The organism is Pantoea sp. GM_Pan_3 (genome assembly GCF_026541045.1).
In the GTDB taxonomy this organism is placed as follows: Bacteria; Pseudomonadota; Gammaproteobacteria; order Enterobacterales; family Enterobacteriaceae; genus Pantoea; species Pantoea anthophila.
This window is the reverse complement of record NZ_JALNVA010000001.1, coordinates 1,411,690-1,426,358: the sequence shown is the minus strand read 5'-3', so window position 1 is coordinate 1,426,358 and position 14,669 is coordinate 1,411,690. Positions and strand designations below refer to the sequence as shown.

The window sequence follows — 14,669 nt, the reverse complement described above, 5'->3', positions numbered from 1 at the left end:
ATTAGCGACTGCGTGAGCCGCGATGACGCAGCCACCAGCCCACACCCAGCAGGGCGAACCAGAGTGGCGTCACCATCAGCGCCTGACGCGTATCATCCTGCAGGGTCAGCAGCACCAGCACAAAGGCAAAGAAGGCCATGCAGACCCAGCACATCAGCTTGCCCAGCGGCATCTTAAAGCCGGATTCCGCATGACGCTGCGGATGCTTTTTGCGATAGGCCAGATAGCTGCACAGGATAATGGTCCAGACAAACATAAACAGAATCGCCGAGACGGTGGTTACCAGGGTGAAGACCGTCATCACATCCGGGATCAGGTAGATTAACGCCACGCCCGCCAGCAGGCAGAAGCAGGAGAAAAACAGACCGGTGGTCGGGACGGCGCGGGCTGAGAGCCGGCCAAAGGCGCGGCTGGCAACCCCCTGCTGTGACAGACCATAGAGCATCCGGCTGGTGGAGAAGATGCCACTGTTCGCGGAGGAGGCTGCTGAGGTCAGCACCACAAAGTTGACGATACTCGCGGCAGCGGGCAGGCCAATCAGGACAAACATCTCAACAAACGGGCTGCGATCGGCCATCACCTGGGTCCAAGGCGTCACCGCCATAATGACCATCAGCGCCAGCACATAAAACATAATGACCCGCAGCGGGATGGCATTAATCGCGCGTGGCAGGACTTTATGCGGATCGTGAGTCTCTGCCGCCGCCGTGCCAACCAGTTCAATCCCGACAAAGGCGAACACCGCAATCTGGAATCCGGCAAAGAAGCCGCTGAGCCCTTTCGGGAACAGTCCGCCATGATCCCAGATGTTGCTCAGTGCCGCCGTACCGCCGCCCGGAGAGGGGTAGTGGATGGAGACCAGCACAATGCCGGTCACGATCAGCGCGACAATGGCGACGATTTTAATAATCGCAAACCAGAACTCCATCTCGCCGAACAGCTTGACGGTCGCAATGTTGAGCGCCAGAAAGACCACCACGCAGAGCAGGGCGCTCATCCAGATCGAGAAGCCCGGAAACCAGAGCTGGAAATAGGCGCTGATGGCCACCACGTCCGCGATGCCGGTGACCACCCAACAGAACCAGTAGGTCCAGCCGGTAAAGTAGCCTGCCCAGGGGCCGAGCAGATCCGCGGCAAAGTCGCTGAACGATTTATACTCCAGATTGGAGAGCAGCAGTTCTCCCATCGCGCGCATGACAAAGAACAGCATAAAGCCGATGATCATATAGACGAAAATGATCGAGGGGCCGGCCAGGCTGATGGTTTTACCTGAGCCCATAAACAGGCCGGTTCCGATCGCGCCGCCGATGGCGATCAGCTGAATGTGTCGGTTGTGCAGGTTGCGCCGTAGCTTGTCGGGGCCTTCCTGCGTCAAGGGGGCATCTTTAGATTGATCGACCATAGAATACTCTTTCCTGTCTTGATGTTGTGTCAGCTCTGCTGGCTGATAATGAATAGCCTTACCCGAAGGGCTGGTCGGCATAAGATAGAGGAAGTCACCCCAAAGCCGGTAACAGTTTTTTACCTGATGTGACACCGGCCATGGTCAGCCAGAGCAATCGTTGCGCATTCTGGTTAATCCTGCGTCAGCCAGGGTAAGGATTCATCACGTTATGTCAGTTGCACAGCGCAGCGTGAATCTGGCTTCTACACTTTTTGTTTGCTAATCATCATGCTGCGAGAGGGGTTATGCGCACGCTTATCCTGTTTTTGCTGTTAATCGCGCTGGGCTGGATGAGTCTGCCATGGCTGAAGCAGCATCTGCCACCGCAGTTCAATCCCTTTACCCCGCTCGCCGTTACCGATCCTCCGGGCTGGATGACGCAGCTTAAGATGAAACGGCTGGCCAGCGATCCCGATGCCTGCCTTGCCGTGATGCGCCGCGCTCAGCAGGCCGGGTGGGTGACGTTCAGCGAACGACCGGCAGTGACGGGCAACTGTCCCCTCAGCGACCCGCTGCGCATTCAGCGATTTGGTCCGGTGAGCCTTAGCAGCAGCTTTCTGGCGAGCTGTCCGATGGCGGTTGCCAGTACGATGTATGCCCTGCGCAGTCGTCAACAGACCGCCAGGGATATGCAGAGTCCACTGGTACGGATTACGCATGTTGGCAGCTACGCCTGCCGTAACATTTATCATCGCGCGCAGGGGCGATTGAGTGAACATGCCACCGCCGATGCCTGGGATGTGACCGGCTTCCAGCTGGCGGATGGTCAGCGGCTTGAGGTCAGTCGTCACTGGCAGCAGCCCGGGCAAAAAGCGGCCATGCTGCATACCTTGTGGCGGGGGGGATGTGAGGTGTTTGGCAATGCGCTGGGCCCGGATTACAACACGGCACACGCTTCACATTTTCATCTGGGGATGCGGGGCGCGGGCTATTGCCGGTAAATCATCAGTCAGGACTAATACCATCTTTGATTAATAATTGATCGGCTATCTGTAAAAATTCAGTCCAGTTATCTGCTGGAATCTGGCACCGGCCGCTAATCATTCATTCGCTGACAGAACAACATTAAGGCATTTGATTTTAGTACCATCTATTTAAAGAGTAAAACTGTCCGTCGAATAAATGCGCTATTCCCCTTTTTTCTCCTCTCTCATCAAATTCTCGTCACTGTGCGGCAGAATGAAAATATTTCACCATGCAGACAGCCGAATTAAGTGAAATGAGAAGGGAAAATTAACAAATGCGCTGGGACGCCATCTCTGTTTTTTTACAGGCAGGATTATTTTTCAGATAGTTTAACCCGGTGACTACCTTTAATGTCATTCTGCTGACTAAACTACGATAAAGGGTGAACCTGCTATTGAAACAGCCGCTTCGCTTTTAACGGGATCGAAATCAGGCTGAAGAGATAAGTGAGGCTTATCAGGAAGCGGTTTTTGCCTGACCTTTTCTTTTGCAGGCTGTCAGGATGATAAACAGCAAAAAGCCGCCGGGTGGCAGAAGAAAAATAGAGGGTGGTCAGGAGCTGCGGGTTAACTTAAGCAACAGAACCGGCGCAGGTCTGCAGAAAAACGCAGCACAACATTTGCGCTCCTGAGCCCGCAGCGGCAGGCCAGCGAGCCTCTCCGCCTGCCTCGCCGCGTTTCCCGGCGGCTGGATGATCCGGCAGCCAGCTGCATGCCGGAGAGGTTTAAAAACGCCGATCTTATTTCCTGATGAGAAATATGTTGGCGGTTCCTGGGGAGGCAGCGTTAATCGAATTGAATTAACGTCTTGTTTACTCATTATTTACTCAATAAGCAGTAGCGCTATTTATTATTTCCGCTCCCTTTGCAAATTTGCGATAAAGTGTCACCAGGTGACAGGCATTGAAATCCTATAAGAAAAATCTTATTCTTAGGGTGTGATTGAAAATGGCGTGACCAACCTCACATTGCCCGGACAGGGACACGTTTTCACTCCGCCATGACGATGAAAGGTAAAAGGCGCTTCATCAGGCAACGGATTCATCTCTGACGATATATTCATTTTTTCTGAAAAATTTAAACTCTCTGATGAGTCTGATTGAATAGCATCGGAAGGGCGGGTGAAAATAATGCTGAGGCAATATGAGTAGTGAAAATTATTTCGCCTGGCGAAGCAGTGTGAAAGAACAATTTCAGGCATTAACGACCTCATCTGAATTGAAGACGTTATTGCAACATTTTACGGAATCATTAGGCTTCGATTATTTTGCTTTTTTGATTCAGCACCCGGTGCCATTTACCCGACCGCGCATTCATTTATACAGCACCTATCCCACATTATGGGTTAAGCGCTATGAGAAGCAGAATTATTACGCGGTGGACCCGGTGCTCAGCTTGTGTCAGCGACCCGGGAGGGGGATGGCATGGACGGAGGCGCAGTTTGCTGACGCAGGCAACCTGTGGCGGGAGTCGCGGGAATATGGGCTTCAGAGCGGTTTTTCTTGCTCTGCAATGGCACCAAATCGCGTCATTGGTATATTATCTATATCGTCCCAACAGCCCATTTCTGTCCAGCTCTGCCATGCTGAGCTGGAGGTGAAACTCCACCTTTTAGCGGAACTAAGCCTGGATACGCTGGAACGCTTTAGCGATGATGCGATGATGGTACTGAAAAATGCGTTAAGTCAGCGCGAGCTGGAAATTCTGAAATGGACAGCCGAAGGAAAAACGGCGGTCGAGATTTCACTTATTTTATCCATCTCTGAACATACCGTTAACTTTCATCAAAAAAATATGCAAAAGCGTTTCAATGTTTCCAATAAAACGCAGATTGCCTGTTATGCAGCCGCAATCGGACTGATTTGAACATCAACAACTGCCACCTTTGGCAGTTTCTTTGTACGGGTCAGTTGTCTACCCTGCGCCGGAACTTTGCCAGGCTGGCGCAAAAAATCATTGCAACATGGGGATGTCAGAGGCGCATGATGAAAATAGTGCAAACGCAGTTAAAGGATATGCCATCCTCTTTGCTCGCCGAGCTGGGCAGCTACCGTTACAGCGTCTTTGCGCGCGGCGAAGGGTGGTCTATTCCCCCGCGCCTGAGCACGCCAGGACAGGAGTATGATCGCTACGATCGTTCAGATGTGACCTGGCTGATCGCATGGAATGCCCGTGCAGGGATCTGCGGCTGTGCCCGCCTGATGCCCTGGTTTGAGCCTGAGCAGAGTGAAGGCATCGTGCTGCCCTTCAGCCATGAGAAAGTCTGGGAAATGTCGCGCTTCTCTGCACGCCTGGATGTGGATGCCGAACTGCCGCTGAACATACTCTGGCACGCGGTACAGCTGGCGGAACTGCACGGCATGGAGTACATCATCAGTTCGGCAACGCCAATGCTGGAGAAGATGTTTGAGCAGCATCAGGTGGTCTATGAGCCACTCACACCCGGCCTGATTCTGTCAGAAGATAATCTGTTTGCGATCCGTATTCCGGTGACTCAGCCTGCGCTGGCAGAGAAGTATCGGGGCACCCGACGCTTCAGCCCGGAAGAGGTGCTGCCGACGCTGGGTGTGTCGGTCAACTGGCAGTCGCATAATTAGGTCAATTGCCCCCGCGGCTGGGGGCAACACAACACGCTTACTGACGGTAGGCGGTTTTAATCTGCTTGATGGTATTGCTGAACACTTCCGCCTGCGGTTTGTCGCCCAGCGTCTGTACATAGCGTTCCATGTTAATAATCACTTTTCCCGCATCAGCCTGACCCATCCCTTTCAGAATCAGGGTGATCATCATCTTCAGCCCCGCGATTTCATCCGCTAATTTCCGGGCTTCCTGGGAAGTTGCAAAATCTTCATCGCTCATGAGTTTCTCCTTGGTGAATGACAATGTGTCGGCAATCTGTCCGCACAGCAGTGCGTGAGTATACCACAGGGGAGGTAAGTTGCTGATGGTGCCGGTCCGCTTTGCCTTTAAAGGCTGTTTCGTCCAGCACAACTAATCAATCGCTGAAAGTAATCACACGATTGACTGGCCCGGAGCGGACAGCAATGCGTTGTAGACAGGTTTACCGAACGCGGTTGTTAATCTTCTGAAATACAGAGAATTTAATCAATATGCAACGATGCTGATGATGAGCAGAAAAGTCTGATGCGACGCGCCACGTCCGGCTGAGGGTAATGATGCAATGCGTCCACTGTTTTGCTTTGTTGATGTGCTTTTGGGGCAAAAGCGGGTATGATTACCGCTCACATTACCTGATTGCTTCCTCTTTTTAGCCTCTGGAGTTTCCCCGTTGATCAGTGTGCTTCTTGTTGATGACCATGAACTTGTCCGTGCCGGGATCCGTCGTATCCTGGAGGATGTTAAAGGGCTGGCCGTGGTCGGAGAGGTTAACTGCGGCGAGGATGCGGCCAAATGGTGCCGGTCCAATCAGGTGGATGTCATTCTGATGGACATGAATATGCCGGGTATTGGCGGGCTGGAAGCGACGCGAAAAATCGTGCGCTACAACCCCGATATCAAAATTATCATGCTGACTATCCATACCGAAAATCCGCTGCCTGCCAAAGTCATGCAGGCGGGGGCTGCGGGTTACCTCAGTAAAGGGGCCGCGCCGCAGGAAGTTATCAACGCGATTCGTTCGGTCAATGCCGGCCAGCGCTACATCGCGTCAGACATCGCCCAGCAGATGGCTCTGAGCCAGATTGAACCACAAAAAGCGGAATCTCCCTTCAGCTGTTTGTCGGAAAGGGAATTGCAGATTATGCTGATGATCACCCGAGGACAAAAGGTGACGGAAATTTCCGAGCAGTTAAATCTCAGTCCTAAAACCGTTAACAGTTACCGCTATCGGATGTTCAGCAAACTGAATATCAGTGGCGACGTCGAGTTAACGCATCTGGCCATTCGACATGGCCTCTACAATGCGGAGCCGTTAATCAGTAGTGAATGACGTTTTTGATTCCAGAGCCTTTCTGAGTACGGTAACCAGCAAGCCCGGTGTTTACCGCATGTATGACGCCTCAGGCACCGTCATCTATGTGGGCAAAGCCAAAGACCTGAAGAAGCGTTTGACCAGCTACTTCCGCACGCAGGTCGGCAGCCGCAAAACCGAAGCGCTGGTCAGCAATATCCAGCACATCGATGTCACCGTTACCCATACCGAAACCGAAGCGCTGCTGCTTGAGCATAACTACATCAAGCTCTATCAGCCGCGCTATAACGTCCTGCTGCGCGATGATAAATCGTATCCCTACATATTCCTCAGCAGCGATACCCATCCACGTCTGGCGATGCACCGTGGTGCAAAACATGCCAAAGGCGAATACTTCGGCCCGTTTCCGAATGGCTACGCGGTGCGTGAAACCCTGGGCCTGCTGCAAAAAGTATTCCCTATCCGCCAGTGCGAAAACAGCGTCTACCGCAATCGCTCCCGGCCCTGTCTGCAATATCAGATAGGCCGCTGCCTGGGTCCCTGTGTGGCCGGGCTGGTCAGTGAAGAGGAGTATGCGCAGCAGACCGACTATGTGCGCCTGTTCCTGGCCGGTAAAGACGATCAGGTGCTCAATCAGCTGGTCAGACGCATGGAAGAGGCGAGTACCGGGCTGCGTTTTGAAGAGGCTGCACGACTGCGCGACCAGATTCAGGCCGTGCGGCGGATTACTGAAAAGCAGTTTGTCTCAAATCAGGGGGATGACCTCGATGTCATGGGCGTAGCGTACGACGCCGGTATGGCCTGTCTTCACGTGCTCTTTATTCGTCAGGGTAAAGTGTTGGGTAGCCGCAGCTACTTCCCGAAAGTCCCGGTGGATACCGATCTGGCCGAGGTGGTGCAGACCTTTGTCGGGCAGTTCTATCTGCAGGGCAGCGAGGCTCGCACCCTGCCAGGTGACATCCTGCTGGACTTTACCCTGCCAGAGCGCGAGCTGCTGGCAGAGTCACTGAGTGAACTGGCGGGACGCCGGGTTAACATTCAGAGCAAGCCGCGCGGCGATCGCGCCCGTTACCTGAAGCTGGCGCGCACCAATGCCGCGACCGCGTTAACCACGCGTCTCTCTCAGCACTCTACTATTCATCAACGCCTGATGGCGCTGGCGGAGTTCCTTGAGCTTGACCGGATCACGCGCATGGAGTGTTTCGATATCAGTCACACCATGGGTGAGCAGACCATCGCCTCCTGCGTGGTCTTTGACCAGAACGGTCCGCTTCGGGCCGATTATCGTCGCTATAACATCAGTGGCATTACACCGGGTGATGACTACGCCGCCATGAACCAGGTGCTGCGTCGCCGCTATGGCAAAGCCATTGAGGAAGAGAAGATCCCGGATGTCATTCTGATTGATGGCGGTAAAGGGCAGCTGGCGCAGGCAATACAGGTCTTTGCGGAACTGGACGTGCCCTGGGATAAGACGCGGCCGATTCTGCTCGGCGTGGCTAAAGGCAGCGATCGTAAAGCCGGACTGGAGACGCTGTTCTTTGAAGCAGAAGGTGAGGGCGTTTCGCTGCCGCCTGATTCGCCCGCGCTGCATGTGATCCAGCACATTCGTGACGACGCTCACAATCATGCGATTTCGGGCCACCGTAAAAAACGGGCGAAAGTAAAGAACACCAGTGCACTGGAGAGCATCGAAGGCGTGGGGCCAAAACGACGTCAGCAACTGCTCAAGTACATGGGGGGCCTGCAACCGCTGATGAATGCGTCGGTGGAGGAGATCGCCAATGTGCCGGGTATCTCTCATGCGCTGGCAGAAAAAATATACTACTCACTGAAACACTAGCATTGAAACGGGGGGGGCAATGTAGGAACATAGGCTAAATTCTACCTATATCCAGACAGTTACCGGCATATGCAATTAAACATTCCGACGTGTCTCACCCTGTTTCGAGTCGTGCTCATCCCGTTCTTTGTGCTGGCTTTCTATCTGCCGTTCACCTGGGCACCGCTTGCTACCGCATTGATTTTTGTCTTTGCAGCCATCACCGACTGGTTTGATGGCTTCCTGGCGCGCCGCTGGAAGCAGACGACGCGTTTCGGGGCTTTTCTCGATCCGGTGGCTGACAAAGTCATGGTCGCGATTGCGCTGGTGCTGGTCGCAGAATATTTCCACGCCTGGTGGATTACTCTTCCTGCCGCAACCATGATTGCGCGCGAGATCATTATCTCTGCGCTGCGAGAGTGGATGGCAGAGATTGGCAAACGCAGCAGCGTATCGGTGTCCTGGATTGGTAAAGTCAAAACCACGGCTCAGATGTTCTCACTGTTTGCCTTGCTGTGGCGTCCGGATGCCACCATTGTGGCGGTGGGCGTCGTCGCGTTGTATGTGGCTGCGGTGCTGACTTTCTGGTCAATGTTCCAGTATTTAAGCGCGGCGCGCGGCGATCTGCTCGAACCGTGATCGATACGATTTAAAAAGCAGCAAACGGACAGGCGGTGAGGATAATTTTATTGACTCATCGCGTCAGGTCAGTAGAATGCAACGCATCGAAAGGCAGCGTGTCTGTCAGAAGATAAGTAAAATCAGCAGGTTCGACGAAATTGCTGAAAATTGCGGGAATAGCTCAGTTGGTAGAGCACGACCTTGCCAAGGTCGGGGTCGCGAGTTCGAGTCTCGTTTCCCGCTCCAGATTCGCAGGTCAGGTTAACCTGGCGGCACATCAGTTTAAGGCGCGTTGGCAGAGTGGCTATGCAGCGGATTGCAAATCCGTGTACCTCGGTTCGACTCCGGGACGCGCCTCCAGTTATACCCGGCCCGGGTGGTGAAATCGGTAGACACAAGGGATTTAAAATCCCTCGATCGTAAGGTCGTGCGGGTTCAAGTCCCGCCCCGGGCACCATATCGATTTACCAATAAAATCAATGATAAGCAGTGTCGTATGACCGCCTCATAAGGGCGGTTTTTTTGTGCCTGTGATACCGCACAGATTCTGTTTTCTGCCTGCATCCCCTCAGCCACGCGAGCTGAACACCAGTTCATCTGGCGTGTCACTGATCAGCACCATCCGCTGTGCCTCACCACTGGATGACACAAACGTCACTTCATGTCCGATGCTGAAAGTCGCAAAGGCGTCGGTGGGCTGAACCGACTTCTGGATCTCCAGCACCAGCCGTGAGGGAAAGGGTTGGTCATTGACCGTATCAAGATGATAATTCGCCGTAAAACTCAGCTCGGGTTGATCAACCACGTAGAATTGTCCTGAAGGCATAGTGTTGACCTCTGCATAATCTGACCATTACGTGCCGCCGGAACAGGCTGCCTGAAACTTAAGGGTAGCTGAATAACCCTGTCCCGAAAGTCCGGCTTGCCGGTTTTTACTTTCTGCGACCCTGGCGGACAGCAGGTAACGCTCTCGCTGCCGGGTCAGCCGCCGGGTAATGAGAATGAACAGGGGCAGGATGGGGGAATAGCGTCGCTGCCTCCCGGCAGAATGGGTAACGTCACGTGCAGGGGCGGCACCAGCCAGCCTGCAGGGCAGGCCAGCTGGTTAATATCAGGCCTGCGGCTGGCCTGCCGGACCGACGCCACCGGGTGCGCCCACCGGTGCCTGTCCACCCGGCGGCGGCGGTGGCGGGGCATCTTTGCCTGGTGGCGGCGGAGGCGGGGCATGTCTGGGCGGTGGGGTCGGTGCGCAGGCGGTGAGCGTAGCAAGGATGGTCAGCGTCGATAACAGATAAGCAGTACGTTTCATCGTAATTCCCTGATCGGTTAAGCGGAGCGTTAAGTATAGATAAGCGCCGTCAAAACGCCTGACGTGAAGCAGACGGCAATGTTATTGTCGATTATTTGAGATGCTTCGCAACTTGTGCACGGTAACCATGCGTTTCAGACCAGAGATCGCTAAGGTAGCGCATCAATTAAGAGGAGTGGTTATGAATGGCATAATGAAGTTCGTCCGCGGCTGGCTGGTCTTTTCTCTCTTGTGGGGCGTGTTCATGTGGTTTATGTCATGGCAGGAGCAGGGCAAAGCGCCGGGTCTGGCAATTCTGATGAGTCTCTATGCGGGATTAATCTATCAGGCTCTCATGACGATGGTCGGCCGCTACCGGGCGCGGCGTCAGCAGGCATAACAGGTTCTGCTGCCTCAGAGGCAGCAGAACCGCGCACGTTAACCGAAGTTACCGGTCAGACGTTGATGGAAGTCGGTACTGCGTGAATCCAGCCCCTCAATCGTCACTTCGGCACCATATCTTTGATAGCGATACTCAATGCCATCCAGCGCCGCGACGCTGGACGCATCCCAGATCTGCGCGTGGGTTAAATCGATCGTGACCTTTTTGGGATCGTGAGCGTAATCGAAATGCTCAAACAGGTCGTTGCTGCTGGCGAAGAAGAGCGGACCGCGCACGACATAGCGCACCGACTGACCATCATCGCTCAGGTGACGCTCTGCATGGATAACATGCGCAATGCGGCGGGCAAAGAGCAGCATGGCAAGGATCACCCCCGCAAGCACACCCAGCGCCAGATTGCCCGTCCAGACCGTGACCGCCACCGTCAGCACCATAATCAGCGTTTCTGACCACGGCATACGCTTCAGGGTGGCGGGCTGCAGGCTGTGCCAGTTAACGGTTTTCACCGCGACGACCATCATGATGCCCGCCAGAACCACCATCGGGATCTGCGCCATAATCTGACTCAGTCCGGTCACCAGTAACAGCAGCACCAGAGCGGCCGCAACGGTAGAGACCCGGCTGCGTGCCCGACCCAGTTCCACGTTGACGATGGTCTGACCGATCATCGCACAGCCCGCAATACCGCCATAGAAGCCCGCCAGGATATTCGCCACGCCCAGGCCCCAGGATTCACGGCGCTTACTGGAGGGGGTATCCGTCAGATCATCGACCAGTTTGGCGGTCAGCAGCGACTCCATCAGGCCGACAAACGCGATACTCAGTGCCGTGGGCCAGATAATCTGCAGCGTCTGCAGGTTCAGGGGCACCAGCAGCGTATTCAACCCAGGCAGGCCAGGGCTCATCGGCCCCTCGTCACCCACGTTCGGCATGCGATAGCCCATCAGCAGTGCCACCGCCGTCACCACCACAATGGCGACCAGCGGGGAGGGCACACTTTTTATCAGGCGCGGCAGCAGCAGCACAATGGCCAGGGTGACGGCAAAGAAGATCCACACCAGGGGTGACTGACCCCAGACGTGCGGCACCTGCGCAAAGAAAATCAGGACCCCAAGCGCATTCACGAACCCCAGCATTACTGAGCGGGGAATGTAACGCATCATGCGCGCCAGGCCGGCCAGGCCAAACAGAATCTGGATGATGCCGCCCAGCACAACGGCGGGCAGAATATATTCCACGCCATGCAGATGCACCATCGGCCCGATGACCAGCGCCACGGAACCGGCGGCAGCCGTGACCATTGCCGGGCGACCGCCCAGAATCGACAGGGTCAGACAGAGTACCACCGAAGCCACCAGGCTGACTTTCGGGTCGACACCGGCTATCACGGAAAAAGAGATCACTTCGGGGATCAGGGCCAGCGCGGTAATCACACCGGCCAGGCATTCGCGGGTCAGCAGCGCAGGCGAACGCAGTACGCGCCCCGTGCTGATATCGCCCGCCACAACGTCAGTTGCGGTAACATCATTAGTCTGGGTCATAAAGGATTGCAGGCTCTTTAGTTGTTTTGCTCCCGCGCGAAAGGCGGAAAGAATGGGATAAACAGTGAGAGGCAGATATTACCGGGGGATCGACGAAGATACCAGAAAAAGGCGGTGGATTCCCTCCCTGGAATCGCGACTACAGTTAGAAGTCATCCGGGGTTTTGTGGACCACCAGGTCAAGCAGCTGACGGTAGATATCCAGCGAATCCCTGTCGCTTTCCAGTTCCAGTCGGTGGATCAGCTTTGAAATAATGGCCTTATTACTGACAGGCATACCCGATTGCAGGATTTCTGCGATCAGGACACCCAGCATTTCCATCTCGCTGGCGGGTTTATTCGCTGCGGGATTGAAATAGTCGGCAATTTCCTGGTCAGTCCGGGGAAGTGTATTTTGCATGTGTAAGCCCTTCATAACAGCCCGATTCCGGTTCGGATGTCAGGACAAAATCAATCAAAAAAACCATCGCATGGACAGATGCGATCGTGCCAGCGTGAACATAACGCAGATAAAAAATAACCTCTGAAGGTGGAAATCCACTGACACCTTCAGAGGCGACGCAAGTGCATCATTCGTTACAGAGTCGCATGACAACTCGTGGCAGTAAAGTTATACAATGAAAGCCAATCTGTACAATCGAATCCTTTTGCAAAATGTGCTATTTACCGCTTTTCAGCAGCTTATAAGGATTATTCCGAGAAAAAATCTGTACAGAGAACCTATACAACCCGCAGATTCGACCGGACAGATAAAAACAGTCAGGCACGCCGCAGGGTGATCAGGCAAATAACGCCAGCTTTGCCGTCAGCTTACGCAGCGCTTTTTTATCACCCACGATCGCGAGACCCAGCAGCCGCCACTGCCGCCGCGATTGCTGGCGCAGGGCGATGCTGAGCGCCTGATAATCGGTGGTGGTCTGTCCCTCTTCGGGAAACAGCACCCGGTCGTACCCGGCCTCTTCAGCCTCCAGCAGCAGTGCCCGCAGCTGCTCATCGGTGGCCGCCAGCACGGGAATACCGGTGCTGATCAGACCGGGGGAGGGATGGCGCTCCGCATCTTCCAGTGCATCGCCAACCAGCTCCGGATGACGCTGCCCCAGCGTTAATGCCAGCACGGCAGCGGCGTTGGTGGCTTTACCGGCTGGCAGCGCGGCATTCAGTATCATCACACATCGTAAGTCCAGCATTGCGTTTCTCCTCACTCAAAAAACGCATTGTGGCAACGGTGTCAGTTCGGGTCTGGAAGATTTGTGCAGGCGTGCTGATAGCGTGACGGCGTGAGCTGGCAGGCGCGTTTAAACCAGCGCCCCAGATGGCTCTGGTCGGCAAAACCCAGCGCAGCGGCCACGTCGGCAACCGGCTGGCCCTGCGCCAGCTGCCGGCGCGCCTGGCTCAGCCGCCACTGCACCAGCCAGGCGTGAGGCGGCAGGCCCCAGTGCGCCTGAAACAGGCGTGATAACCGGAAGCGGTCCACCTGCAGCTGCTGTGCCATCTGCGCCAGGCCGGGATTTTCCGCATGATGGGCGATCAGCCAGTCACGCGCCTGTAATGCCAGCACCGTATCTTTATCCGGGTGGCGATCGGGCAGGAAGATCTGCTGGTGCGGCGTAAGCTGAGCGAATAGCCGATCCAGCACCGCCTCTTTGATCAGGGCGGGATGGTTGTGCCACAGTGCCTCGAAGGCATGCCAGACGGCATAGGCCAGCGACCGATCGTCGCGCAGCGTTGCAGCAAACTGTAATGCGGGGGAGGGCGGCGCGTCACGCCCGGCCGGGTTGAGGTGCTGTGCAATCTGCTGTGGAGAAAGGTAGAGCATACGGTAGGTGAAACCCTGTTCGTTGATGGCATCCCCATCATGCAGCTCTTCCGGTTCCAGCATAAACACCGTGCCGGGTCGGCTCCGGTGCTGTCTGCGCCGCGAGTGAAACTGCTGTACTCCCTGCTCAGTCACACCGATCAGATAGCTGTCATGCCAGTGCGGATCATAGGCGTGACCGGTAAAATGAGCGCGCAGCGCCTCAATACCGCTGATGGCGTCACGGCGGAGATCCACCCAGTTTGCTGCTGGCTGTTTCATATTATCGGGCTCCCGATAGCGGACTCTGGACATTCTGCCGCGATCCACTAGTTTTTAACAGAACGGGCGCTTTTCAATCCCGTTTTGCTTTGCGTATAATAACCTTTCTATTTAATCAGAATCCTAACCATTAGGCTGCTAACATTTGTCTCAGCATACCCGTACCTTCACCCATTTACTGCACCTGACCGCACATGCCTGGCGCCTGGCGGTAGATCGTCATCTCAGAGACAGCGGCTTAAGTATGAGCAGCTGGATGGCTATTGGCCTCATCGCCAGCGAACCGGAACGCATGACGCAAACCGAACTGGCGCAATTGCTGGGGCTGGAAGATGCCAGCATGGTTCCGCTGGTGGATCGGCTGGTCAAACAGTCGCTGCTGACGCGGGTGCAGCCGCCGGAAGATCGCCGCAAGCGCCACCTGGTGCTGACCGAAAAAGGCAACGAGGCGTTTGCCCGCGTGAAAACCGAGGCCGATGCGCTGCGCACGGAGATGCTGGCTGACATCGACCCGCAGGATCTGGCCGTCACCGAACGTGTGCTGCAACAACTGCTGAGTCGTATGGGAAGTATGTAG

General features: G+C 55.0%; 16 protein-coding genes and 3 tRNA genes. 11 read left to right on the top strand and 8 right to left on the bottom strand.

What is annotated here, in order from left to right:
• Position 1: 1 nt before the first annotated feature.
• Entirely contained in the window at positions 2 to 1,402 is a 1,401-nt protein-coding gene (gene cycA, locus OXR04_RS06805; protein WP_046101562.1) for a D-serine/D-alanine/glycine transporter, read from the bottom strand.
• 287 nt (positions 1,403 to 1,689) lie between these two features.
• Between cycA and OXR04_RS06800 the strand changes: the two genes are divergently transcribed.
• The 3 genes from OXR04_RS06800 (at position 1,690) to OXR04_RS06790 (ending at position 5,006) form a co-directional block, all read left to right on the top strand.
• Positions 1,690 to 2,385: an extensin family protein gene (locus OXR04_RS06800; RefSeq protein WP_154927877.1), complete on the top strand. Its 696-nt coding sequence runs from the start codon at positions 1,690 to 1,692 to the stop codon at positions 2,383 to 2,385.
• Positions 2,386 to 3,552: 1,167 nt separating this feature from the next.
• Entirely contained in the window at positions 3,553 to 4,275 is a 723-nt protein-coding gene (gene sdiA / locus OXR04_RS06795) for a transcriptional regulator SdiA (RefSeq protein WP_267372359.1), read from the top strand.
• Between the two features lie 119 nt (positions 4,276 to 4,394).
• Positions 4,395 to 5,006 (top strand): acyl-homoserine-lactone synthase, encoded by a 612-nt coding sequence (locus OXR04_RS06790; protein WP_033736343.1) that lies wholly within the window; start codon positions 4,395 to 4,397, stop codon positions 5,004 to 5,006.
• Between the two features lie 37 nt (positions 5,007 to 5,043).
• Here OXR04_RS06790 and OXR04_RS06785 read toward each other — a convergent pair whose 3' ends face one another.
• Entirely contained in the window at positions 5,044 to 5,268 is a 225-nt protein-coding gene (locus OXR04_RS06785; protein ID WP_003849983.1) for a DUF2594 family protein, read from the bottom strand.
• 430 nt (positions 5,269 to 5,698) lie between these two features.
• Here OXR04_RS06785 and uvrY point away from each other — a divergent pair, with 430 nt between their 5' ends.
• The 6 genes from uvrY to OXR04_RS06755 all read left to right on the top strand — a co-directional run bounded on the left by uvrY (position 5,699) and on the right by OXR04_RS06755 (position 9,240).
• Positions 5,699 to 6,358, top strand: a complete 660-nt coding sequence (gene uvrY, locus OXR04_RS06780; protein ID WP_009090981.1) for a UvrY/SirA/GacA family response regulator transcription factor — start codon at positions 5,699 to 5,701, stop codon at positions 6,356 to 6,358.
• Positions 6,351 to 8,183 (top strand): excinuclease ABC subunit UvrC, encoded by a 1,833-nt coding sequence (gene uvrC / locus OXR04_RS06775; protein ID WP_111208065.1) that lies wholly within the window; start codon positions 6,351 to 6,353, stop codon positions 8,181 to 8,183. Before uvrY ends, uvrC begins: the two co-directional genes overlap by 8 nt.
• Before the next feature lie 69 nt (positions 8,184 to 8,252).
• Complete coding sequence (pgsA, locus tag OXR04_RS06770) at positions 8,253 to 8,801, top strand: CDP-diacylglycerol--glycerol-3-phosphate 3-phosphatidyltransferase (RefSeq protein ID WP_009090977.1); 549 nt, start codon at positions 8,253 to 8,255, stop codon at positions 8,799 to 8,801.
• Between the two features lie 152 nt (positions 8,802 to 8,953).
• Positions 8,954 to 9,029 (top strand) — tRNA-Gly (locus OXR04_RS06765).
• Positions 9,030 to 9,069: 40 nt separating this feature from the next.
• Positions 9,070 to 9,143 (top strand) — tRNA-Cys (locus OXR04_RS06760).
• A 10-nt stretch (positions 9,144 to 9,153) separates the two neighbouring features.
• Positions 9,154 to 9,240 (top strand) — tRNA-Leu (locus OXR04_RS06755).
• A gap of 111 nt (positions 9,241 to 9,351) precedes the next feature.
• Here the strand turns inward: OXR04_RS06755 and OXR04_RS06750 are convergent.
• Together OXR04_RS06750 and OXR04_RS06745 are read right to left on the bottom strand one after the other, a co-directional pair.
• Entirely contained in the window at positions 9,352 to 9,588 is a 237-nt protein-coding gene (locus OXR04_RS06750; RefSeq protein ID WP_223812746.1) for a hypothetical protein, read from the bottom strand.
• A 306-nt stretch (positions 9,589 to 9,894) separates the two neighbouring features.
• Positions 9,895 to 10,092 (bottom strand): hypothetical protein, encoded by a 198-nt coding sequence (locus OXR04_RS06745; protein WP_009090971.1) that lies wholly within the window; start codon positions 10,090 to 10,092, stop codon positions 9,895 to 9,897.
• Between the two features lie 181 nt (positions 10,093 to 10,273).
• Here OXR04_RS06745 and OXR04_RS06740 point away from each other — a divergent pair, with 181 nt between their 5' ends.
• Entirely contained in the window at positions 10,274 to 10,471 is a 198-nt protein-coding gene (locus OXR04_RS06740) for a DUF6404 family protein (protein ID WP_111208063.1), read from the top strand.
• 38 nt (positions 10,472 to 10,509) lie between these two features.
• Here the strand turns inward: OXR04_RS06740 and OXR04_RS06735 are convergent, their stop codons facing one another.
• The 4 genes from OXR04_RS06735 to OXR04_RS06720 all read right to left on the bottom strand — a co-directional run bounded on the left by OXR04_RS06735 (position 10,510) and on the right by OXR04_RS06720 (position 14,092).
• Complete coding sequence (locus tag OXR04_RS06735; protein WP_267369538.1) at positions 10,510 to 12,015, bottom strand: SulP family inorganic anion transporter; 1,506 nt, start codon at positions 12,013 to 12,015, stop codon at positions 10,510 to 10,512.
• Between the two features lie 145 nt (positions 12,016 to 12,160).
• Entirely contained in the window at positions 12,161 to 12,415 is a 255-nt protein-coding gene (locus tag OXR04_RS06730; protein WP_033736573.1) for a biofilm/acid-resistance regulator YmgB/AriR, read from the bottom strand.
• A gap of 379 nt (positions 12,416 to 12,794) precedes the next feature.
• Entirely contained in the window at positions 12,795 to 13,202 is a 408-nt protein-coding gene (locus tag OXR04_RS06725) for a DUF2000 domain-containing protein (RefSeq protein ID WP_267369536.1), read from the bottom strand.
• Positions 13,203 to 13,243: 41 nt separating this feature from the next.
• Positions 13,244 to 14,092, bottom strand: a complete 849-nt coding sequence (locus OXR04_RS06720; RefSeq protein ID WP_009090961.1) for an AraC family transcriptional regulator — start codon at positions 14,090 to 14,092, stop codon at positions 13,244 to 13,246.
• 145 nt (positions 14,093 to 14,237) lie between these two features.
• Between OXR04_RS06720 and OXR04_RS06715 the strand changes: the two genes are divergently transcribed.
• Positions 14,238 to 14,669 carry a MarR family transcriptional regulator gene (locus OXR04_RS06715; RefSeq protein WP_009090959.1) on the top strand — a complete coding sequence of 144 codons (432 nt, stop codon included), beginning with the start codon at positions 14,238 to 14,240 and terminating at the stop codon, positions 14,667 to 14,669.